Below are 20,018 nucleotides of genomic sequence, written 5' to 3'. Positions count from 1 at the left end.
CCCTGATACGCGGGCAACAGCTTCCCGGCGGATGTCGTAGGTGGACTCGGTTAGCCCCGCTTGACGGAGTGGATGAAGCTCCGGTACTGGGCGGGGCGGAGGATGAGTGCGCCACCCTCCGGGTTCTTGGAGTCCCGGATGGCCGCCCAGCCAACCCCACCAGCAACTTCGACGCATGTTCCGTTATTGGTGCTGCGGGAGGACTTGCGCCAGAAAGCATCAGCAAGGTTGGTGCTATTCATGGTGGCCTCCTGGCTCACTTGCCTCGATCATGTCCTGGAGGAGAGTGATGGACTCGTCCGGGGAGAGCGCGACGGACCGTGCGCTCTCCGCAGCCATCTTATAGGACGTGACCTGGTCGAAATCCTGCACGTAGACGGCGCCGTCGAGCAGCTCCGCGTAGGCGATCGATCGGGCCAGGGTGAAGTCGAAGGTGTAGTACGGCCCCAGGAGGGCCGCGTGTGGTCCGCGCTCGGGTGTCACGAACTGGAGCGTCACGTTGGGGAGTCGAGCGAGTTCGAGCAGGTGTTTGTACTGGTCCTGCCTCGTCTGCTCGGTGCCAACGGCAAGGCGGAGGGCGGCCTCGCCAACAACCGCTTGCAGTTTCAGCGGAGCCGGCCCGGTGAGCCGCTGAGCCCTGGCGAGTCGGAACCCGGAGAAGCGTTCGTTGTGGTCGGCCCGGACGAAGCCGGTCGCGCGCGTGAGTTCCTGCGCGTACTCCTCAGTCTGCAGCAGTCCGGGGATGACCGTCGGCTCGTAGACGAACTCGGACTCGGCAAGTCCTTCCAGGCCAATGAAGGTCCGAAGCCAGTCGGGCATGACATGGGACCAAGGGGCCCACCAGGCGCGGCTGTCCGAGCTGCCCGCGAGCGAGCACAAGCGGTCGATGTCCCGTTGCGGCACCCCGTAGAAGGCGAGGACCGTGGCCACGTCGTCCGGGTACTGCTGGTGGTTGCCGCTCTCCATGTGCGCGAGCTTCGACTTCGTGAACGGAAGCTGAGCGGCCACCTTCGACAGCGAGAGTCCCGTCTGCCGCCGGTAGTTGGCGAGTTCCACGCCGATCAACCAACGCAGTGCCGACGGGTCGGTGCGGTCAGCCATGGGTCGGATCTCCCCTTCGCGCATCACCAGATCTTCGCGCAGCCGACGTGGCTGGCGCACTCAGCCTGGCGTGCGGGATGCGGATCACACCACCGCTCGTTTGGGTGATCGTTCCACGAAACGTTTCGCGATAGGTTCGCCATGCTTGATCGGAGTAGCACATCCACGACTGGAAGGGTTCCTGTCATGTCGGATCTGCCACCTCACCGCTCGTTGGCCTGGCTGGGTCGTCGCTGGTTCGGCGGGGATGTCCCCACGGCTCGGCAACTCGCGGCCTGTGCGCCTCGGGTGTTCGCGTTGTGCGACGCGGACCGCTCCACGGTCGACCCCGACCCGTCCTCGGTCCGGTACTGGGGGATGTCGCTGGGCGACTCCTCGCTGCTGGCCTTCCCCAACGGGAACCTCTTCGCCTCCAGTGGGACACCGGAGGAAGCCCGCCGGCTCGCCGCGATCGTGCGGCCCACCCGGCTCGTCTGGCCGCACTCCTGACACGGCGGCACGGGCGGGGCGGGTGCGAGCCAGGCTCCGCCCGTGCGCGGCCGGCCGTTCGGGTGGTGCGGTCCGTCGCGATCGCGGCACGATGCCCTGGCCCGAGGGCCACGCGGTCGCCGACGACCGTTCCCTGGAGTTGGGCGGGCGGGTCGCGCCGGTGCCCCTGGGTCTCCGGCCGGCGGCAGCTTCCCGGCTACTGGGCCTGGCCCTGGCCCTGGAGCTGGAGCTGGGGCCGGAGGTCCTGGTCCGCGCCCCGGTCCACTTCGGTCGGTCGCCGGGAGTGGCCGGCACCGGACACGGTTCTCCCGGCTACTGGGACGAACGCGCCGGTCCGCCCGCGGGGCGGCGCGTCCGGGCCCGAACATGGCGAAACCCCCTCGGACTCCGTGCGCCCGAGGGGGCTTCTGCTGCACAGTGTAGCGCACTGATCACGCAGCGCGATCAGTGGGTGGGATCAGGCGGAACCCGGGTCCGAGGTCTGCGGACCGGCGGCCTGCACGTCGTCGATCTGGAACCGGCGCGCGGCCTCCGCCGCCACCGAGTAGTCCAGGTCGCCGCGCCTGGCCAGCGCCAACAGCGTTCCCACCACGATCGACTCGGCGTCGACGTTGAAGAAGCGACGCGCGGCCGGCCTGGTGTCGGAGAAGCCGAACCCGTCGGTGCCCAGGGTCAGCATGTCCGTCGGCACCCAGGGGCGGATCAGGTCCGGCACGGCACGCATCCAGTCGGACACCGCCACGACCGGGCCACCCGAGGCCCCCTGGAGGGCCTTGGTCACGTACGGCACGTGCCGGCTGGAACCCGGGTCGCGCAGGGCGGCCTTCTCGGTCTCCACGGCCTCGCGGCGCAGCTCCGACCACGAGGTGGCCGACCACACCGCGGCCCGCACGCCGTACTCCTCGGCGAGGATCTCCTGGGCGCGCAGCGCCCAGGGCATCGCCACACCGGAGACGAGGATCTGCGCGGGCAGGCCCTCCCCGGCCGGGGCGTCCGCGTAGCGGTACAGACCCCGGAGCAGGCCGTCGATGTCCAGGTTCTCCGGCTCGGCCGGCTGCTGGTACGGCTCGTTGTAGACGGTGAGGTAGTAGAAGATGGCCTCCCCGTTCGGGTAGTCCTCGCTCTCCCCGTACATCCGCTGCAACGCGTTCTTGACGATGTGCGCCAGCTCGAAGGACCAGGCCGCGTCGTAGGCGACCACGGCCGGGTTGGTCGCGGCCAGCAGCAGCGAGTGGCCGTCGTTGTGCTGGAGGCCCTCACCGGTCAGCGTGGTGCGGCCGGCGGTGGCGCCGAGCACGAAGCCCTTGGCCATCTGGTCGGCCGCCGCCCACAGCCCGTCGCCGGTCCGCTGGAACCCGAACATCGAGTAGAAGATGTAGATCGGGATCATGTTCTCGCCGTGCGTCGCGTACGACGTGCCGGCGGCGGTGAACGACGCGGTGGACCCGGCCTCGTTGATGCCCTCGTGCAGGATCTGGCCCTGCTCGCTCTCGCGGTAGGCGAGCATCAGCTTGGCGTCCACGGACGTGTACATCTGGCCCTGCGGGTTGTAGATCCGCTGGGTCGGGAACATCGAGTCCATCCCGAAGGTCCTGGCCTCGTCCGGGATGATCGGCACCAGGCGCGGGCCGATCTCGCTGTCCTTGGCCAGGTCGCGCAGCAGCCGGACGAACGCCATCGTCGTGGCGACCTCCTGCTTGCCCGAACCCCGCTTGAGCACGTCGTAGACCTTGTCGCCCGGCAGCACCAGCGGCTTGGCCTTGACCTGGCGCTCCGGCAGGAACCCGCCCAGCTCCTGGCGGCGCTTGAGCAGGTACTGGATCTCCGCCGAGTCCTTGCCCGGGTGGTAGTACGGCGGGCGGTACGGGTCGGCCTCGAGCTGCTCGTCGCTGATCGGGATCCGCAGGCTGTCCCTGAACTGCTTGAGGTCGTCCAGGGTCATCTTCTTCATCTGGTGCGTGGCGTTGCGACCGGCGAAGGACGGGCCGAGGCCATAGCCCTTGATGGTCTTGGCCAGGATCACCGTCGGCTGGCCGTGGTGGTTGGCCGCCGCCTGGTAGGCCGCGAAGACCTTCCGGTAGTCGTGCCCACCGCGCTTGAGGTTCCAGATCTGCTGGTCGGAGAAGTCGTTGACCAGCTCCTTCGTCCTCGGGTCCCGGCCGAAGAAGTGCTCCCGGACGTACGCGCCGTCGTTGGCCTTGTACGTCTGGTAGTCACCGTCGGGGGTGGTGTTCATGAGGTTGACCAGCGCGCCGTCCTTGTCGGCGTGCAGCAGGCCGTCCCACTCGCGACCCCAGATGACCTTGATGACGTTCCAGCCGGCGCCCCGGAAGAACGACTCCAGTTCCTGGATGATCTTGCCGTTGCCCCGGACCGGCCCGTCCAACCGCTGCAGGTTGCAGTTGATGACGAAGTTCAGGTTGTCCAGGCCCTCGTTCGCGGCGACGTGGATCAGGCCCCGCGACTCCGGCTCGTCCATCTCGCCGTCGCCGAGGAACGCCCAGACCTGCTGCTCCGAGGTGTCCTTGATGCCCCGGGCCTGCAGGTAGCGGTTGAACCGCGCCTGGTAGATGGCGTTCATGGGACCCAGGCCCATCGAGACCGTGGGGAACTCCCAGAAGTCCGGCATCAGCCGGGGGTGCGGGTACGAGGGCAGTCCGCCGCCGGGGCCGGCGTGCGAGAACTCCTGCCGGAAGCCGTCGAGCTGGTCCTCGGACAGGCGGCCCTCCAGGAACGCCCTGGCGTAGATGCCGGGCGAGGCGTGGCCCTGGATGAAGATGTGGTCGCCGCCTCCGGGGTGGTTCTTCCCTCGGAAGAACCAGTTGAAGCCGACCTCGTACAGCGTCGCCGATGAGGCGTACGTCGAAATGTGTCCTCCGACACCCACCCCTGGTCGCTGGGCGCGGTGCACGGTCATGGCGGCGTTCCAGCGCAGCCAGGCCCGGTAGCGGCGTTCGGTCTCCTCGTCACCCGGGAACCACGGCTCGACCTCGGTCGGGATCGTGTTCACGTAGTCGGTGCTCGTCAGCGGCGGCACCCCGACGCCGCTCTCCCGAGCCCGCTCGAGTAGCCGCAACATCACATACCTGGCACGCTGCTTACCAGCGGCGGAGAGCACCGAGTCGAAGCTTTCGAGCCACTCGGTGGTCTCCTCCGGGTCGATGTCCGGAAGGTGTGCGGCAAGGCCGTCACGGATGACACGTACCCGCTGGGGGGCGTCCGCGGCACCTTTGCCGTTGCTCTGCGGGGCCAAGGGATCTCCTCGCCAACGTCGACAGTCCTGGTCATTGGGATTCACCCAACTGTCCCATCCTCCACCATCTTCCTCGTTACCCGCGCGTGGCGTCACTACTACCGGTGGGTAGTTGTGGTGAAGTAACCGCACTAGGTTGGACCCGCCGCTTGAAAAAGTGGCCAGGGATCGCAACGATCGCAACAGCACGTGTGCGGGGGCCTGCCGGCCGTCGCAACCACACGACTTGGAGGAGTGAGGAAGCCGTGGTCGCCGCGGGAGACGCCGCAAAGGTCGGTGTCGCCGAAAAGCTCGGTATCGAGCCCGACATGGTCGTCCAGGAGATCGGTTGGGACGAGGACGTCGACGACGCGCTTCGTGCGGCGGTCGAGGAACGCAGTGGCAGTGAGCTGCTCGACGAGGACGCCCAGGAAGTGGTGGACGTCATCCTGCTGTGGTGGCGGGATGGTGACGGGGATCTCGTCGACGACGCGCTCGTCGACGCGACGTCCCCCCTCGCCGACAACGGCTTCATCTGGGTGCTGACACCCAAGACGGGCCGTGACGGGCACGTGGAGCCCTCCGTCGTCGCCGAGGCGGTGACGACGGCCGGTCTGTCGCAGACCTCGACGGTCAGCCTGCCGGGCGAATGGTCGGCGACGCGCCTGGTACGCCCGAAGCGGTGAACATCAGCCGCCGGGGGCGATGACTAGGGTGGTTGGGGCACGTCGGGTCGACGTGCCCCACCGCACCCCCTAGACCTCGGAAGGCGGCCTCATGGCGCTCGACGTCGGTTCGGAAGCCCCGGACTTCACGCTCAACGACTACAACAAGCAGCAGGTCACCCTGTCGTCGTTCCGCGGCCAGAGCAACGTGCTGCTGGTCTTCTACCCGTTCGCGTTCAGCGGCCTCTGCCAGGGCGAGCTGTGCCAGGTGCGGGACGAGTTCCAGGAGTACCAGAACGCCGACGTGACCGTCCTCGGTGTGTCGGTGGACACCACCTTCAGCCTGAAGGTGTGGGCCGAGCAGCAGGGCTACACCTTCCCGCTGCTCTCGGACTTCTGGCCGCACGGCGAGGTCGCCAAGGCCTACGGCGTCTTCAACGAGGCCGGTGGCCTGGCGAACCGGGGCACCTTCCTGATCGACAAGGCCGGTGTCATCCGCTTCGCCGAGGTGAACCAGCCGGGCGAGCCCCGGGACCAGGAAGCCTGGAAGAAGGCCATCGCGGCGCTGCCGGCCTGATGACCGACTGGCGCTGGGCGGGCGGTAACCTGTCCAGCGTCGATCGGGCGCATAGCTCAGTGGGAGAGCACTCGCCTTACAAGCGAGGGGTCGTAGGTTCGAACCCTACTGCGCCCACCACCAGCTTCTGACCAGCGCGAACGCGGCTCGGATCCGCCGGCTGGCGATCGCTGCGGCGCCGTGGGCACCTCGCCACGCGGATCATCGAGGGCGCGCCGCCTGGTGCCGGCCGCCTGACCGGGTCTCGTTGGCCCGTGGCGTTCGCAGCCCGCCGCGACCGTTCCCGGTCCAAGCCGGGTGACCCAGTACGGAGAGTGCCGGCACCGGGGTTCGGCCGGCCAGCGGTGCCCACGAGCGGACCGCTCGGGCTCGGTCCGCTCGCACACGAGCACGCGCCCGCCCCACGGCCGCACCGCCAGGGCCCGCTCGCGCGGCCGCGCGGGGTTCTCGGCGGCGGCCGGCTTCGTCGGTGTGGACTGGTCCTCGGTCCTCGGTCCTCGGTCCTCGGTCCTCGGTCTCGGCGAGGCTGGTCCACAAAAACAACAGTGCTGTTATGTTAGCGCTGTGACATCACCTGACCCGACCACTCGCGGCTACTGGCGCGATCTCATCGCCCTCCAGCAGGACATGGACGAGGAGATCGCGCGTCTCTACGCCGAGCACGGCCTCGCCGGGGTGCGCCCCCGCTTCGCCTACCCGCTCATCCGACTGGCCCACCAGGGCCCGATGACCATCCGCGACCTGGCTCGGAGCCTGGGCCGGACCCATTCGGCGGTCAGTCAGACCGTGACCGCGCTGCGGGGCGAGGGGTTGGTGACCACCGAGCCGGGGCCCGATGCCCGCACCCGGGTCATCCACCTCACCGACCGCGCCCGTGACCTGCTGCCCTTCCTCGAAGCGGAGTGGAACGCCACCGAGGACGCCTGCGCCGAGCTCGACGCGGAGCTTGCCTCGGGCCTGGCCGAGTACGTGGCGGCGATGCGGGCGCGGCTCACCGAACGCGGGTTCCACGCCCGCCTGCTCGACCACCTGGACTGGCGCTCCGAGGCCGGCGAGACGTCCCGGACCGACGGCGACGGCGTCGGGCGATGAGTCGGAGGTCCGGACTGGTCGACCTCCGCCCCCTCGCCGCCAGCGCCGCCTACCGCCGGCTCTGGGTGGGGACGTCGCTGACCTCGCTCGGTCACCAGATGACGGTGGTCGCCGTGCTCTTCCAGGTGTGGCGGATGACGGGGAGCCCGGTGTGGACCGGCGTCGTGGGGCTCGCCTCCGCCATTCCGCTCGTCCTGTTCGGCGTGGTCGGCGGCTCCCTCGCCGACTCGCTCGACCGCCGCACCCTGGTGCGCTGGACGACCCTCGCCCAGGTGGTGGTCGTCCTCGGTCTCACGGGGCAGGCGCTCGTCGAGCTGGAGAGCCTGCCCGTCCTGCTGGGCCTGGTCGCCGCGCAGTCGGCCGCCGCCGCGCTCGGGGCCCCCGCCCGCCGCACGTTCCCGGTGCGGCTGCTGCCCCGTGACCTCGTCTCCGCCGGGATCGCCCTCCAGCACCTCACTTTCCAGGCCGCGATGCTCCTCGGGCCCGCCGTGGCCGGGTTCGTCATCGGCCGGTGGGGGCTGACGGCCTGCTACGCCGTCGAGGCGGTCGCCTTCCTCGTCTCCCTGTACGCCGTCCTGCGGCTGCCGTCGCTGCCGCCGAGGGGAGCGGAGGAGCACCGGCCGGGGATCCGGTCCATCGTCGAGGGTGTGCGCCACATCACGCGAACGCCGGTCGTGCGCGGCGCGTTCGGCACCGACCTCTTCGCCACCTTGCTGGCGATGCCGATCGCGCTCTTCCCGGTCGTGAACGAGGCCCGTTTCGGGGGAGCCCCGGAGACGCTCGGGCTGTTCCTGTCCGCCGTCGCGGTCGGGGGAGTCGCGGCCGGCCTGGTGTCGGGGTTGGTCACCAGGGCGGACCGGCCCGGCCTTGTCCAGTCGTGGGCGGCCGGCACGTGGGGGGTGGCCCTCGCGTGCTTCGGGCTGGCCGATCCGCTGTGGCTCGCGTTGGCCATGCTCGCCGTCGCCGGTGCCGCCGACACCGTCTCGGTGGTCTCGCGGGCGGCGCTGGTCCAGCTGGCGACCCCCGACGGCCTCCGGGGTCGGGTCTCCTCGGCGGAGCACGTGGTGGGCGCGGCCGGCCCGGACCTCGGCAACGCCAGGGCCGGCGTGGTCACGGGGCTGACCTCGGCCTCGTTCGCGCTGGTGTCCGGCGGCCTGCTCTGCGTCGTCGGCGTGCTGTGGATCGGGCTGCGCAACCGGGAGCTGCGTTCCTTCCGGGTCAGCGAGCGGCGGGAGGGCACCACCCCGGCCGCCGGTGCCGGGGCGGGACCGGGCACCTGACGACGGTGGAACGGCGCGGGCCGCGATCCCACCGGAACCGGGACGGCCCTGGTCGCTCAGCCAGGAGACCCGGGGTGGTCGGTGGCCTCCGGTGGTGGGGGTGGTGTGCCGAGGACGGGTCGGTCGAACAGGGCGGACGCCACGGCTGCGAGGTGCGGGGCGAGGTCCTGCGGAGTCGCGGCGCTGATGGCGGGGGTGCCCACCACGGACCGCAGGACGCCGATGCCGAGCATCCAGGCGCTGAACAGCTCCGCCCGCAGTGCCGCGTCCGGCGCGTCCGAGAGCCGTTCGAGGGCGCGCACGTAGGTGCCGCACAGCTCCTCCCGCAGGTGGTCCCGCGCCTCGTCGTGCGCGGAGGAGCGCAGCATCGCCACCAGGGGGTGCTCGCCGGCGTACGCGGACCAGTCCTCGAAGAGCAGTGAGTGCAGCAGCCGGGCGGGCAGCTCCTCCGGTGGCCCGTCGAGCGGGGTCGTGGGCGTCCTGGCGGCGGCGGCCTCCTCGAAGAGCCCCTTCTTCGAGCCGAAGTAGCGGAAGACGAGTGCGGCGTCGACCCCGGCGTCCCCCGCGATGTCCCGAACGCTGGCCGCTTCGTAGCCCTCCTTGGCGAACCGGTGCCGAGCGGCCTCCAGGAGGCGTTGCCGGGTCGCGGAACGGTTCCTTCTGCGCGGCTCGGCCACGGCGTCCTCCCATAAGTCATCAAGCGTTGACAAATGTGGCTGGTTCTGACTAGCGTACAAAGTCATCGACCGATGACTTTTGGGGTGGAAATGGTCAAGGATCTAGTCGTGTCCGGCGGCACCACCGGCATGGGCGCGGCACTGGCGAGGCACTACCTGGCGGCCGGCGCGCGGGTGACCGTGGTGGGCCGGAACCCCGAACGCGGCCGGCGGTTCCTCGAGGAGGCCGCGAGCATGGGGGCGGGCGAGCGGGCGCACGCCATCAGGGCCGACCTCACCTCGGTGGCCGAGAACCGGCGGGTGATCAGCGAGATCCGGGAACGGCACGACTCGCTGGACGCCCTCGTCCTGTCGGCGATGGTGCCGTTCCAGCGCCGCGTCGAGACGCCGGACGGGTACGAGGGCGCCTTCTCCCTCTACTACGTCAGCCGCTTCCTGCTCAGCTACGGCCTGACCGACCTGCTCGAGAAGGGCGACAACCCGGCGATCGTCAGCATCGGCGGCACGGGAATGACCAAGGGACGACTGCACTGGGACGACCTCGCGCTGCGGAACGGCTGGGGCATCCTGCGCGCCACCCTCCAGGGCGGCCGCGCCAACGACCTCCTCGGCGTCGGCTACCCGCTCAACCACCCGGACGGGCGCACGCGCTTCGTCCTCGTCCACCCCGGGTACACCAACAGCGGGCTCAACGGCGTCCCACAGCCGACCAAGGCCCTGATGGCGGTGATGGGCGCGCTCTTCGCCCGGTCCGTGTCCAGGAGCATCGTCCCCATCATCAGGCTGATCGACGAACCCTCCGACCAACGGCTGATCGCCTGGGACCGGACCACACCCGTCGACCTCGGCCTGCGCACCCTCGACCCCGACGACGCCCGGCGCCTGTTCGACCTCACCCGCCACCTGGTGGCGGAGGACTGAGCGCCACCGACGGCCACGGCGTCGCGCGGATGTGGCTGGCGACCACGCCGCGCGCGCCGTCGCCGGTGCACCGGCAACGGGCCGGGCGAACCGATGACCGGCCCGACACCACCGCGCCCCCAGGGACCGGTGGCCTCGCACGACCGTCCACAGGGGGCCGGACCGGCCAACCCCGGCTCGGTAGGGCGTCCGGATGGGCGGGCCGGGGGCGGCCCGCCGTCTCCGCTGGCCCACCGGCCATGACGCGGCGATGACCCCCATCACCACCGAGCCGGGCCCAGCCTCGCAAACCCGGCTACACGTTTCCTACACGTCCCGCCCCCGGCGGCCCCGCCACGCACGGCGACGACCGCGCCGAGGCGGACCGGACCCGCCACCGGGGGCTCAGGCGTCGTGCTGGGTGAGGTCCGCGCCGTCCCAGGTGGTGTGCGTGCAGGCGACGCCAGCGCCGCTCTTCGGGCGCAGCACGTCGTAGATGTGCATGCGGGGGATCTTGGGGGAGACACCCCAGCCGCTGGGCCAGGTGATCAACCAGTCCATGTCCAGGTCCACCAGCAGCCCGAGCATCCGGGCGATCGTCGGATCGTCCAGCCGCTCGAACGCCTCGTCGAGCAGCACCAGCCGCAGCGGCGCACCCGCGCCGCCGGCTCCCGCACCGTCACCCTCGCCGACGTCCACCGCGTCGTAGAAGGACGCGGCGGCGGCGAAGAGGGCGACATAGGACACCAGCCGGGTCTCCCCGGAGGACAACTGCCGCAGCCGGCGCACCCGGGGCCGGCCGTCCGGCCCGTCGTCCCGGACCCGCACGGTGAAGGAGTGCCACCCCCGGTAGTCCAGCGCGCGGGTCAGGATCTCCGCGTACCCCCTGGCGTGGGCGTCCCGTTCCGACTCGATCCGCTCGGTCACCACCCTGCGGAGGAGCGCGTCCTGGTCGGAGTCCCGTTCACCCAACGGCGTGCGCACCAGGTCGAGCGCCTGACGGGTGGCGTCGTCCAGGGCGGGGGAGGGGCGCCACTCCAGCTGGACGTGCACCCCCTGCGACGAACGAGCGCGGTCCAACACCGCGTTCATCCGCGCGCACAGGTCCTCGGCGACCGCGATCTGCCCGCGCAGCCGTTCCGCGAGGTCCCGGATCAGGTAGTCAGCGAACACCGTCTGGTACCGCTCGTTCAGGTAGCCGCGCTGGGTGGCCAACCGGTCGCGGACCTGCCGCGCGGCCACCGCCACCGGCCGGGGCCCGTCCTCCCCGCTGACGGTGATGCCCAGGACGCCCGCGTTCTCCGCCGCCGTGATGTCGTGGGTCCCGGCCAACGCCACCTGGAGGGTCTGGAGCCGGGTGATGACGGTGGTCTCGCTCGCCGGGCGGCTCTCGGCGAGTTCGGACACCAGCGCCAGCGCGGCGCGGGGGTCGGGCGGCGGTTCGGCTGGGGCGGCCCCGGCCCGCTCCGTGCCCGGGGCGCCGACCGGCGCGTCCCCTCGGGTCCGCGAGGTCGTCGTGAGGGCGGCAGCCCAGGTGCCGGGGGAACGCAGCGCGGCCGTGAAGGCCGTCGACGCGCGGTCCGCCTCGGTCTCCCGTTCCCCGAGCTGGCCCTGCTTCGTCTCCAACAGGGTGGCCAACGTGGCCAGCCGTTCCCTGGCGGTCATCACCGCCTCCCGCGCCGCCGGCAGCTCCTCCCGGACCTCGGCCCGCCGCCGCTCCAGATCGGACATCCGGCGGGCGGCGTTCTCAGCCTCGCCACCCACGCTGCTGGTCAACTCGGTCAGTGACCGCCGCTGCTCCCCGTAGGACCGGCAGGCGCGCAGCGCCAGCTCCTCGGCCTCGGCGCGGTCCGCGACGGCCGCCTGGTGGTGCGTGCCCGCCTCCGCCAGGTCGTCCACGGCGCCGACGCACCGACCGACCAGCACGTCCCGCAACTGCTCGACCCGATCCCTGGCCTCGGTGGCGTGCCGGTGCGCCGCGTCGAGACCGGCGGCGTCCGAGGGCAGCCCCGCCTCGGTGGCCCGCTGCCGGAGTTCGGTCTCGGCCGCGCCCCACCGCTCCTCGGCGCGGCGGTGCTCCTCGCGGAGCCGCCGCGCCCTGTCCTCGGCGTCCGAGGCGGCGCCCGCCGCCCCCGCGAGGGCCGCGTGCGCCGCGACGAGCTCACCGTAGTCGGGGAACGCCGCCAGCTGCCGGTCCAGCAGCTCCACCTTCGCCCGTGCCTCGGACTCGGTGCGTTCGGCGGCGGCCAACGCCCCCCGGAGCTCGTGCAGCTCCTCCTCCAGCGCACCGATGCGTCGAGTCCTGGCCGCCTGCCTGGCGCCGGCGCCGACGAACTCGGCGGTGTCCTTCGCGCCCGCCCCGTACAGCACCCCCGACCACCACCTGCCGTCCTCGGACACGCTCAGCGGGGTCGGCCCCGTCGGCGCCCGGTCGGTCAGCGGTACGGACGACAGGAGGCGCCGCACCAGCTCCTCGGGCACCGGGCCGTTCGGATCGACGGCCGGGACCAGCACCTCGGCCAGGGTGCGGCGGCCGTCGGCCGCCGGTTCCTCCGGTGCGGGGTCGGACCACGCCGTCGCCAGCAGGGTCCGCACCACCGGGTCCGCCGCACGGGCGTCCACGGGAACCCACGCGGTGAGCAACCCGCAGGAGGCGAGGGCGGCCTCCACGCCGGCGCGGGCCGGGGGAGCCACCTCCGGCCGGAAGTCGACCAGTTCCGCGAAGGAGGCACCCGGCGGGGCGGTGTCCGGATCCGGGGATCCCGCCGGCCTCCGCTGCTCCCCACTCCGCAGCGCCGCCAGCTCGGCGTCGCGCCTGTCGACCTCGCGCCTGACCTCGGCCACCGCGTGCTCCGCCTCGACGGTCGACTGCGACGCGGCCTGCCGCGACGGCGTGAGCCAGAGGCGGGCGCGTTCCGCCGCCGACCTCGCCCCGTCCCGCACCGCCCGCAGGTGCTCGACCTCCACCAGTTCGAGCACGGCCGCGTCCGGCTGTCGAGCACCAGAGAGCGGGACGGACTCGGAGAACCAGCTCAGCGCCCGTTCCCGCCACAGCTCCGCCGACTCCACCAGCCGTTGCTCGGCCTCGTTGCGGCGGCCGGCGGCCTCGGTCGCCGCCACCTGGGCGGCGCGGGCGTCCCGGGCCGCGTGCTCGACCCGGGACGCCTCCTGGTCGAGGGCCACGGCCTGCCGGTGCAGCGTCGACACCAGCGCGGCCCGGCGGCGACCCGCACCAGCGACCTCATCGGCGCCCCCGGCCGCCGAGCGGAACCCGGCCGCCAGCTCCTCGGCGTCGACGACGGGCGGCAGCCGGCGTTCCACCACCACCGGCTCCGCGTCCGGGTCGGGCTTGGCCAGGACGGACTCCTGGCGCACCGTGACGCGTGCCGAGGGCAGGCCGGGCACCCGGGGGCACATCTCGGGGTCGAGGCCGGCGTGCCGCAGGCCGGTCCGGGCCGCGCTGGCCAGCTCGGCCGCCGCGTCCCGGTTCTGGGTGAGCCGACGTGTCGCGGCCAGCACCGCGTCGACCGCCCGGTCCTCCTGGGCGCGCTGCCGAGCGGCACCCTCCAACGCGGCCTCGGCGGCCCGACCCGCCGAGGTCACCAGTGCCTCCCGGTCGCGGAGATCACGCAGGCCCTGGTAGCCGGGCAACGCCATCTGGGTCGCGATCGCCGACTCCAGCTCGCGTTCCCGGTCCTCGGCCGAGGCCACCCTGGCCGTGGCGAGGGAACACTCCTGGTCGGCCTCGTTCCGCTGCTCGGTGAGCCGCCTGATCTCGGAACGCAGCGACGCCAGGGCGCGGTCGGCCGAGGTCATCCGCTGGCCCAGGCCCAGCAGGGCACCCCGCACGTAGCTGGCGTAGGTGGTGACGAACGCTCCCAGCGCGTCGTCCGCGGTGCTCAGCCGCGCGATGTTCTCCCGGATCGACTCCAGGTCGTCGAAGGAGGTGGCGAGGTTGTCGATCACGGCCGGGTCGAGCGGGGGGAGCGCGTCGGACAGGATCTGCTCCAGCTGCCCCTCCAACACCTTCAGCCCGACGTCGGGGTTGCGCAGGGTGCGCTGGAGGTGCAGGAGGTCCGCGTACCGAGCGGCGGGCACCTGGTAGACGAGGTCGGCGACGCGGGCCCGGAACCCGGCATCGTCCAGCACCCGGTCCGCCCCGAGGGTCTCCCGCAGCTGCGCCGGGCCGAGCGGGACCTCGTCGGCGCCCACCAGCCGCAGCTCGAAACCCACCCGACGGGGGGTGATGAACCGCCACGAGTCGGTGATCTGCTGCGCGGCCTTCGACGCCTTGACCCCCAGGCCGCAGGTCAGGAACTCGGGGCCGACGGGAGTGCGGCGAACCAGCTCCACCCACGCGTAGCCGATCCGGTTCGGCCCGCCCTGGTAGTCGTCGAGCATCAGCCGCCGCATGCTGACGGTGTCGAAACCTTTCGACCCCAGTTGCCGGAGATCACCGTCGAGGCAGAGCGGCAGCAGCAGCTCCAGCGTCCGCGACTTCCCCGACCCGTTGGTGCCCTGGAAGATGGCGCGGCCACCGGAGAAGTCGAAGGTCTGCTCGGCGTACTGCCAGATGTTGACGATCCCGCCTCGGTTGAGCCGCCAGCGGTCGGGCTCGCTCACTGTTGACCTCCTGCCGCCGGCGCGGTGCTCGCCGGCCTCGACACGCCGCGAGGCGTGCTGGTGCTGATGGGAAGCTGCTGCCGCACGGTGCTCACCCCTCGTCGAAGAGCGACCAGACCGGTGGGGCGGACGGTGGTTCGGCTGGCTCCCGGAGCGCCCGGCCGGCACCCGAGGAGAGGGGTTGGTCGTCCGCCGTCGGAGCCCAGCGGTGCGCCGCCGGGCTCAGCGACCACCCACCTCGGCCGTCGCTCGTCGCCAGCCCCAGCCGTTCCAGCAGCGCCAGCACCTCGCGGCACAGCTGGTGCGGGTCCTCGGTCGCCTGGCGCGACCAGGCCGCCGGGTAGGCGTTGACCAGGTCGTCACAGGTCTGGAAGACCTCGGCGGTGGTCACCGGGTGGGTGCCGTCGGCGTCCGGCTCCCGCAGGCCGAGCAGCTCGGGCAGCGCGAGCAGCGCGATGCGGGCCACCGTTCCGGTGCCGGGGAACACGACGTCGGTCAGGTACTCCTCGGGGTCGGTGACCGCCACCCCCTCGACCCTGGTCTCGGTCATCAGGCCGAAGGCCCGGTCGAGCAGCACCGACTCCCGGCGCTGGTTGCGGCGCAGCCACGTCGACTCGGCGTCGGTGAGCTCCGCGTGGGTGATCACCGGGTCCTCCACGAGCCGACGTCGCAGGGTGTGCTCGACTCCCCGTGCTCCCGGCCGGGCCGCCAGCACGACCAGGTCCGCGCCGTCCTCGGCCTCCCGCAGCGGGCCCGCGACCAGGAGCGCGAGCAGGTCGGTGTCCACGGTGATCAGCGCCTCGGTGGGGGCCTCGTTGCTCCACGGGCCCACCGTGCCCTCGGTCTCCGTGATGACGCCGAGCGCCACGAGGTGCCGCAGACCCGCCGTGAGCGCCCGCCGGTCGGCGTAGTCGTCGACGACGGCGATGCCCGCCTCGACGGCGGCGGCCCTGATGTCGGCGACCAGCCGGGACAGCAGGATCTGCCGACCCGCGCCGGTGAGGCAGGCCACCGCGAGGGCGAAGTACGCGTACGCCCGGGGCGTCAGGCCGGGTTCACCGCGGGTGGCGTCCTGGCCGGGCCCCGTCTTGTACAGGCGGGCGAACCGGCGCTCCACCACCAGCCGGTACCCCAGCACGGTCGTGAACAGCTCCACCAGCACCGCCCGGTGCCGGTAGACGAGCGGGAGCAGGTCGCCGTCGGGGCCGTCCGCCCGCAGCAGCGGGCGGCGCAGCAGCACCCGCGCGCAGCGCGCCACGTCCGCCGCGTCGATGTCGGGCAACTCGTCCAACAGGGCGAGACCCGCGTGCCGCCCGCTGGTCGACCGCCGGGTGCGGTCCCCCCTCGGCGCGCTCACCGGTGTCCCCCCGCCCCGTGGGAACCGCCCCTGACCGCCGGTTCCGCGCACAGGCTGACGGTGGAACCGTGCAGGGTCAACGAGCCGCTGGTGCTGGTGATCGTGGTGCGGGCGTCGGCCTCCGGCGTCACGGTGAGCCGCAGACCCCGCACCGGGTCCCGCACCGACCCGGGGTCGCCGTCGCGTTCCCGCTGCGCCATCGCCAGGGTCAACAGCTCGCACAGCACGCCCAGCGCCGGCGGGGACAGCGGCACCTCGGTCAGCCGGGGAGCCGCCGCGACCAGTTCCGCCACGGCGTCCTCCTGCTCCCGTGCCTGGGTCCTCGCCTGCGCGAGCAACGTCTGCTCGGTGATCGGGTCGAACACGACCCGGGAGGTGCGCCCCCGCGCCCCCCGGTCGCCCCTGGACCGCACGCTGACCGTCACGTCGATGACCGGCCCGTCCCGCCACGGCGTGTGCTCGTCGTCCCCGTCCAGTTCCGGCGAGGGCAGCAGGTTCCGCGACGGGTACAGGCCGAAGGCCGCCGCGTACAGCGTGTCCGCCCCCGCCTGGTCCGCGCCGTCGAACCAGCTCGCCAGCCGGAGGAGGTCGGACCGCCGGCCCGGCAGCCCGGCGCTGCCCGTGGTCGCCCGCTTGACGTTGGCCAGCAGGGCGCCGATGGCGCGGGTCGTCGCCTCCCGCAGCGCCGTCACCTGGCTGGGACGCCCGGGGCCGTCGACGAACCAGTCCGTCAACTCCCGCCAGTCGGCCTCGGTGCGCCCGCGGCCCCGCTCGACGGTGTCGCCCCACTGCTCGGTCCAGCTCCGCGCCGGGCCCACCAGCCGCAACAGCTCGCTCCTGGCCTGCCGCAGCCCGGCCAGGGCGTCGGCGATGCCGGGCGTGTAGCGGAGGACGTCCTCCACCACCATCTGGATGTACTCGACGAGGACGGAGCGGAACCCGGAGATGTCCGCCGGCTCCAACTGGTGGCGCGCGACCATCTGCCCCAGGTAGGCGTAGAAGTCGCGGACCGTGTCGGCGAGTTCGGCGTGCTGGAGGAACAGGGTGGTGACCTGCTCCGCGAGTTCCTCCCGCCCCTGCCTGGCAGCCCGGCTGGAGGGGTCCTCGGTCTCGGCGAGCAGGGTCCGCGCCAGGGTGGAGCCGAGCTGGTCCAGTCCGCGTTCGATCGCCGGCAGCAGTTCGCGCGACACCTCCCGGGCCCCCTCGGGGACCTGGAGCAACGCGTCGGCCTCCCGCTGGACCCGGAGGGCCAGCTTGCTGATCTGGTAGCGGACGCTGCCGTGCTGGAACTCCGCGATGCTCGCCGCCACCATCTCGCGCCGGCCGTGCACGAGGTTGCCCCACTCCACCAGCTGGCGCAGCCGCACTATGACGTTGTCGATGCGGTGCTCGCCCTCGTCGATCAGCCCGGCCCGCTCGGCCGGTGCCAGGGCCCCGGCGACCTCGCCGGCGGAGAGGTCGGCGAGGAGGGTGGAGGAGAACAGCCGCATGATGGCCAGGTAGGTGCGCCGGTAGTCGCGGGCGGTCAGGTACGCGTAGAGCTGGAGCCGGGCGGCCTGCCCGCCCGGTGCCCGCCGCCCGGTCGTCCGCGCGCCCGGTTCGGACGTGGCGTCGGTGGTCTCGGGTGGTGACGGGGACGCGCTGACCTCGGCGGCGGGGGGCGCGACCGGTGCCGCCCCCGGAGACGCGTCGACCGGGGTCGCGGGGGGCACCGCCTGATCCATCACGCCGTCCTGGAATCTCGTCGTCGTCCTGCCCGTGGGGTCGCCGTGCGGTGACCCGGCTCGCTGATCGCACTCCGGGGCACGTCCCCGCCGTCCGGCGCGGCCACCGTGGAACCAGCGGCCCGTTCCCGGACACCGCGCCGGCCGCCCACCGCGCCGAGGCCCGCTGTCAGGACAATCTAGAGGTGACGGGCCCGGACCCGGCACGGCAGGTCACCCTAGACGATCGCCCCACCGGGGGCGTCGGCCCGCCGGACCTCCCCACCGATCGGCTGACGACGCCACGCTACGGTGACGCACTGCGAGGACGCCTGGGGTGATGCGGCGACGCGCCGCGTCCCCGTCGGCTTGGGAGCGGTGCGCCGAGTGGGGTTCGCCCGTAGGCCGGGGGCCGGGGCCGGCCACCCCGTCGGCGGACCGGGAAATGGGGGCAGGGTTGAGCGCGGCGCGCGCCATCGGACTGTTGTTGGGAGTCGCCGCCGACGCGGCGTTCGCGGATGCCAGGAAGCACGGGGTGAACTCGGCCCTCCGCAGGCTCGCCGCCGGTGCGGAGCGCCGGCTGCACGCCGACGACAGGGGACGGGGCCTCGCCTACGTCGGTCTGCTCGCCGGTGGGGCCGTCACCCTCGGCATCGCCGTGGAACGCGTCGGTCGGTCACGTCCACTGGTGCAGGCCACCGCCACCGCCGCCGCCACCTGGGCCGTGCTCGGCGCCACGGCGGTGACCGACGAGGGGACGTCCATCGCCCGGCACCTCGACGCCGGCCGGTTGCCGGAGGCCCGCGCGCGCCTGGCCGCGCTGTGGGGACGCCCGCCCGGCCAGCTGGACGGCCCGGCGCTGGCCAGGGCGGCGGTGGAGACCGTGGCCCGCCAGGCCTCCGAGTCCTCGGTGGCCCCGTTGTGGTGGGGCGCGCTCGCCGGCGTGCCGGGACTGCTCGGCCACCGCGTGGTCACCCTGCTCGACGAGCGCGTGGGCCACCGGACGGCGCGTTTTCGCAACTTCGGGTGGGCTGCCGCTCGTTCGGATGATTTCGCCAACTTCGTTCCGTCACGGTTGACCGCCGCGTTGACGGCGGTGTGCGCGCCGGTCGTCGGCGGCTCGGGGCCTGGAGCGTGGCGGACGTGGCGGCGGGACGCCGTGGCGCACCCCAGCCCGAACGCCGGACAGGCGGAGGCCGCCTTCGCCGGCGCCCTGGAGGTCCGGCTGGGTGGCGGCGCCGCCTACCACGAAGGGGCGGAGGAACGACCGATGCTGGGCGACGGCCGGACCCCCGACGCGGGTGACGTCACCCGGGGCGTCGAGCTCTCCCGCGTGGTCGGGATCGTCGCGGCGGCGGGGTCAGCGGCCGCGGCCGTAGCGTTGGGCCAGCTGCGCCGCCGGCGCGGCCTCGTCCTCCCGCAGGGCTAGCGTCAGCTCCTCGCGGGCGGAGCGGCGGCCGCCCGCCCGCTGGCGGTCCGGGTAGGCCTCCCGCCACACGTAGTACACGAGCCCGCCCAGGGCCATCGCCCCGAAGGCCAACCACTGCCAGCCGTAGGCCAGGTTCAGGCCGGAGTTCAGGCGGGGCAGCGGGAGGGCGCCGAGAACGCCCGGCTGCTCGGCGGCGAGCATGAAGTAGCCCGGCCGGATGTCCACGCCGGTCGAGGCCGCGAGGGTCGTGGCGTTGACCGAGTACAGCTGGAGGTGGCCGTCCTCCTCGAACCCGGGGCGGCCCCGCCCGTCCCGTTCGTCCAGGCGGACGCGGGTCGTCAGGCTCACCTCCCCACCGGGCGCCGGTGCGTAGTCGGGGACGTCCGTCCCCTCCACGGGACGGACATAGCCCCGGTTCACGAGCACCACGTCACCGCCGGAGAGCCGGAACGGCGTCAGCACCTCGTAGGCGGGCTCGCCGTGCACGGTGCGCAGCCTGGCCACGCCTTCGTGCTCGGGCAGGTAGGTGCCGGTCAGGACGACCCGGCGCCACTCCTCCTCCGGCCCCGGGGCGGCACCCGCCGGCAGGACGTCCTCCACCGGCACCGGCGCACCGTGCAGGGAGGACTCGATCGCCTGGTTCTGGGCCCGCTTGTCCGCGTGCCGCCCGAACTGCCACGGCGCGAGAAGCGCGAAGGAGAGCGCGGCGAAGATGAGGACCCCGGCTGTCAGCCCGAGCCACCCCGGCCGCAGCATGAACCGGAAACGCACGCCCCTACGGTAGGTCACCGCCAGGACCGGCCCGAACCGCGTCCCGCCAGATGAGGCGCGCGGCACGCCCCCGGCCCGCCCGGCCACCCCGCCGCGACCCCACCACGTGGGCACGGGTGGCG

At 72.8% G+C, this 20,018-nt stretch carries 15 protein-coding genes and 1 tRNA gene; 8 read left to right on the top strand and 8 right to left on the bottom strand.

From position 1 onward, the window contains the following. Positions 1–50: 50 nt before the first annotated feature. Together G443_RS11235 and G443_RS11230 are read right to left on the bottom strand one after the other, a co-directional pair. The gene (locus tag G443_RS11235; RefSeq protein WP_026417066.1) at positions 51–242 is read right to left on the bottom strand and encodes a DUF397 domain-containing protein; all 192 of its coding nucleotides are present in this window, start codon (positions 240–242) and stop codon (positions 51–53) included. Then, positions 235–1,101, bottom strand: coding sequence for a helix-turn-helix domain-containing protein (locus tag G443_RS11230; RefSeq protein ID WP_026417065.1), 867 nt, complete (start codon positions 1,099–1,101; stop codon positions 235–237). Before G443_RS11230 ends, G443_RS11235 begins: the two co-directional genes overlap by 8 nt. A gap of 186 nt (positions 1,102–1,287) precedes the next feature. Here G443_RS11230 and G443_RS11225 point away from each other — a divergent pair, with 186 nt between their 5' ends. Continuing rightward, the gene (locus G443_RS11225; protein WP_155886001.1) at positions 1,288–1,590 is read left to right on the top strand and encodes a hypothetical protein; all 303 of its coding nucleotides are present in this window, start codon (positions 1,288–1,290) and stop codon (positions 1,588–1,590) included. Positions 1,591–2,047: 457 nt separating this feature from the next. Here the strand turns inward: G443_RS11225 and aceE are convergent, their stop codons facing one another. Further along, positions 2,048–4,843 (bottom strand): pyruvate dehydrogenase (acetyl-transferring), homodimeric type, encoded by a 2,796-nt coding sequence (gene aceE, locus G443_RS11220; protein WP_026417064.1) that lies wholly within the window; start codon positions 4,841–4,843, stop codon positions 2,048–2,050. A 245-nt stretch (positions 4,844–5,088) separates the two neighbouring features. On the opposite strand from aceE, the gene G443_RS11215 reads away from it, so the two are divergent. From G443_RS11215 to G443_RS11195, 5 genes are all read left to right on the top strand, one after another. After that, positions 5,089–5,508 (top strand): DUF3052 domain-containing protein, encoded by a 420-nt coding sequence (locus G443_RS11215; protein WP_026417063.1) that lies wholly within the window; start codon positions 5,089–5,091, stop codon positions 5,506–5,508. Between the two features lie 91 nt (positions 5,509–5,599). Next, positions 5,600–6,064 carry a peroxiredoxin gene (locus G443_RS11210; protein ID WP_026417062.1) on the top strand — a complete coding sequence of 155 codons (465 nt, stop codon included), beginning with the start codon at positions 5,600–5,602 and terminating at the stop codon, positions 6,062–6,064. 45 nt (positions 6,065–6,109) lie between these two features. Continuing rightward, positions 6,110–6,184, top strand: a tRNA-Val gene (locus G443_RS11205). A gap of 444 nt (positions 6,185–6,628) precedes the next feature. Then, the gene (locus G443_RS11200) at positions 6,629–7,156 is read left to right on the top strand and encodes a MarR family winged helix-turn-helix transcriptional regulator (RefSeq protein ID WP_035276053.1); all 528 of its coding nucleotides are present in this window, start codon (positions 6,629–6,631) and stop codon (positions 7,154–7,156) included. Continuing rightward, positions 7,153–8,436 carry an MFS transporter gene (locus G443_RS11195; RefSeq protein ID WP_051313236.1) on the top strand — a complete coding sequence of 428 codons (1,284 nt, stop codon included), beginning with the start codon at positions 7,153–7,155 and terminating at the stop codon, positions 8,434–8,436. Before G443_RS11200 ends, G443_RS11195 begins: the two co-directional genes overlap by 4 nt. 56 nt (positions 8,437–8,492) lie before the next feature. Here the strand turns inward: G443_RS11195 and G443_RS11190 are convergent, their stop codons facing one another. Continuing rightward, positions 8,493–9,113 carry a TetR/AcrR family transcriptional regulator gene (locus G443_RS11190; RefSeq protein ID WP_035276052.1) on the bottom strand — a complete coding sequence of 207 codons (621 nt, stop codon included), beginning with the start codon at positions 9,111–9,113 and terminating at the stop codon, positions 8,493–8,495. 108 nt (positions 9,114–9,221) lie between these two features. On the opposite strand from G443_RS11190, the gene G443_RS11185 reads away from it, so the two are divergent. Next, the gene (locus G443_RS11185; protein WP_245588658.1) at positions 9,222–10,034 is read left to right on the top strand and encodes an SDR family NAD(P)-dependent oxidoreductase; all 813 of its coding nucleotides are present in this window, start codon (positions 9,222–9,224) and stop codon (positions 10,032–10,034) included. A gap of 384 nt (positions 10,035–10,418) precedes the next feature. On the opposite strand, the gene G443_RS11180 is transcribed toward G443_RS11185, so the two are convergent. The 3 genes from G443_RS11180 to G443_RS11170 all read right to left on the bottom strand — a co-directional run bounded on the left by G443_RS11180 (position 10,419) and on the right by G443_RS11170 (position 17,717). After that, positions 10,419–14,636, bottom strand: coding sequence for a TIGR02680 family protein (locus tag G443_RS11180; protein ID WP_026417059.1), 4,218 nt, complete (start codon positions 14,634–14,636; stop codon positions 10,419–10,421). Between the two features lie 91 nt (positions 14,637–14,727). After that, positions 14,728–15,993, bottom strand: a complete 1,266-nt coding sequence (locus tag G443_RS11175; protein WP_245588657.1) for a TIGR02678 family protein — start codon at positions 15,991–15,993, stop codon at positions 14,728–14,730. Then, positions 15,990–17,717, bottom strand: coding sequence for a DUF2397 family protein (locus tag G443_RS11170; RefSeq protein WP_030146965.1), 1,728 nt, complete (start codon positions 17,715–17,717; stop codon positions 15,990–15,992). Before G443_RS11170 ends, G443_RS11175 begins: the two co-directional genes overlap by 4 nt. Before the next feature lie 436 nt (positions 17,718–18,153). Between G443_RS11170 and G443_RS11165 the strand changes: the two genes are divergently transcribed. Beyond that, on the top strand, positions 18,154–19,125 hold the full coding sequence (locus G443_RS11165) for a cobalamin biosynthesis protein (RefSeq protein WP_372492970.1): 972 nt from the start codon (positions 18,154–18,156) through the stop codon (positions 19,123–19,125). Here G443_RS11165 and G443_RS11160 read toward each other — a convergent pair. Next, the gene (locus G443_RS11160; RefSeq protein WP_035291238.1) at positions 19,057–19,896 is read right to left on the bottom strand and encodes an SURF1 family cytochrome oxidase biogenesis protein; all 840 of its coding nucleotides are present in this window, start codon (positions 19,894–19,896) and stop codon (positions 19,057–19,059) included. The genes G443_RS11165 and G443_RS11160 overlap by 69 nt on opposite strands. Positions 19,897–20,018: the final 122 nt, after the last annotated feature.

The sequence above is a fragment of the Actinoalloteichus caeruleus DSM 43889 genome (genome assembly GCF_000429185.2).
In the GTDB taxonomy this organism is placed as follows: Bacteria; Actinomycetota; Actinomycetes; order Mycobacteriales; family Pseudonocardiaceae; genus Actinoalloteichus_B; species Actinoalloteichus_B caeruleus.
This window is presented reverse-complemented; position numbering and strand designations above follow the sequence as displayed.

Coding starts and splice junctions, on each gene's coding strand:
- G443_RS11170 (WP_030146965.1), bottom strand. CDS start 17,717: ATGGATCAGGCGGTGCCCCCCGCGACCCCGGTCGACGCGTCTCCGGGG.
- G443_RS11210 (WP_026417062.1), top strand. CDS start 5,600: ATGGCGCTCGACGTCGGTTCGGAAGCCCCGGACTTCACGCTCAACGAC.
- G443_RS11225 (WP_155886001.1), top strand. CDS start 1,288: ATGTCGGATCTGCCACCTCACCGCTCGTTGGCCTGGCTGGGTCGTCGC.
- G443_RS11230 (WP_026417065.1), bottom strand. CDS start 1,101: ATGGCTGACCGCACCGACCCGTCGGCACTGCGTTGGTTGATCGGCGTG.
- G443_RS11235 (WP_026417066.1), bottom strand. CDS start 242: ATGAATAGCACCAACCTTGCTGATGCTTTCTGGCGCAAGTCCTCCCGC.
- G443_RS11195 (WP_051313236.1), top strand. CDS start 7,153: ATGAGTCGGAGGTCCGGACTGGTCGACCTCCGCCCCCTCGCCGCCAGC.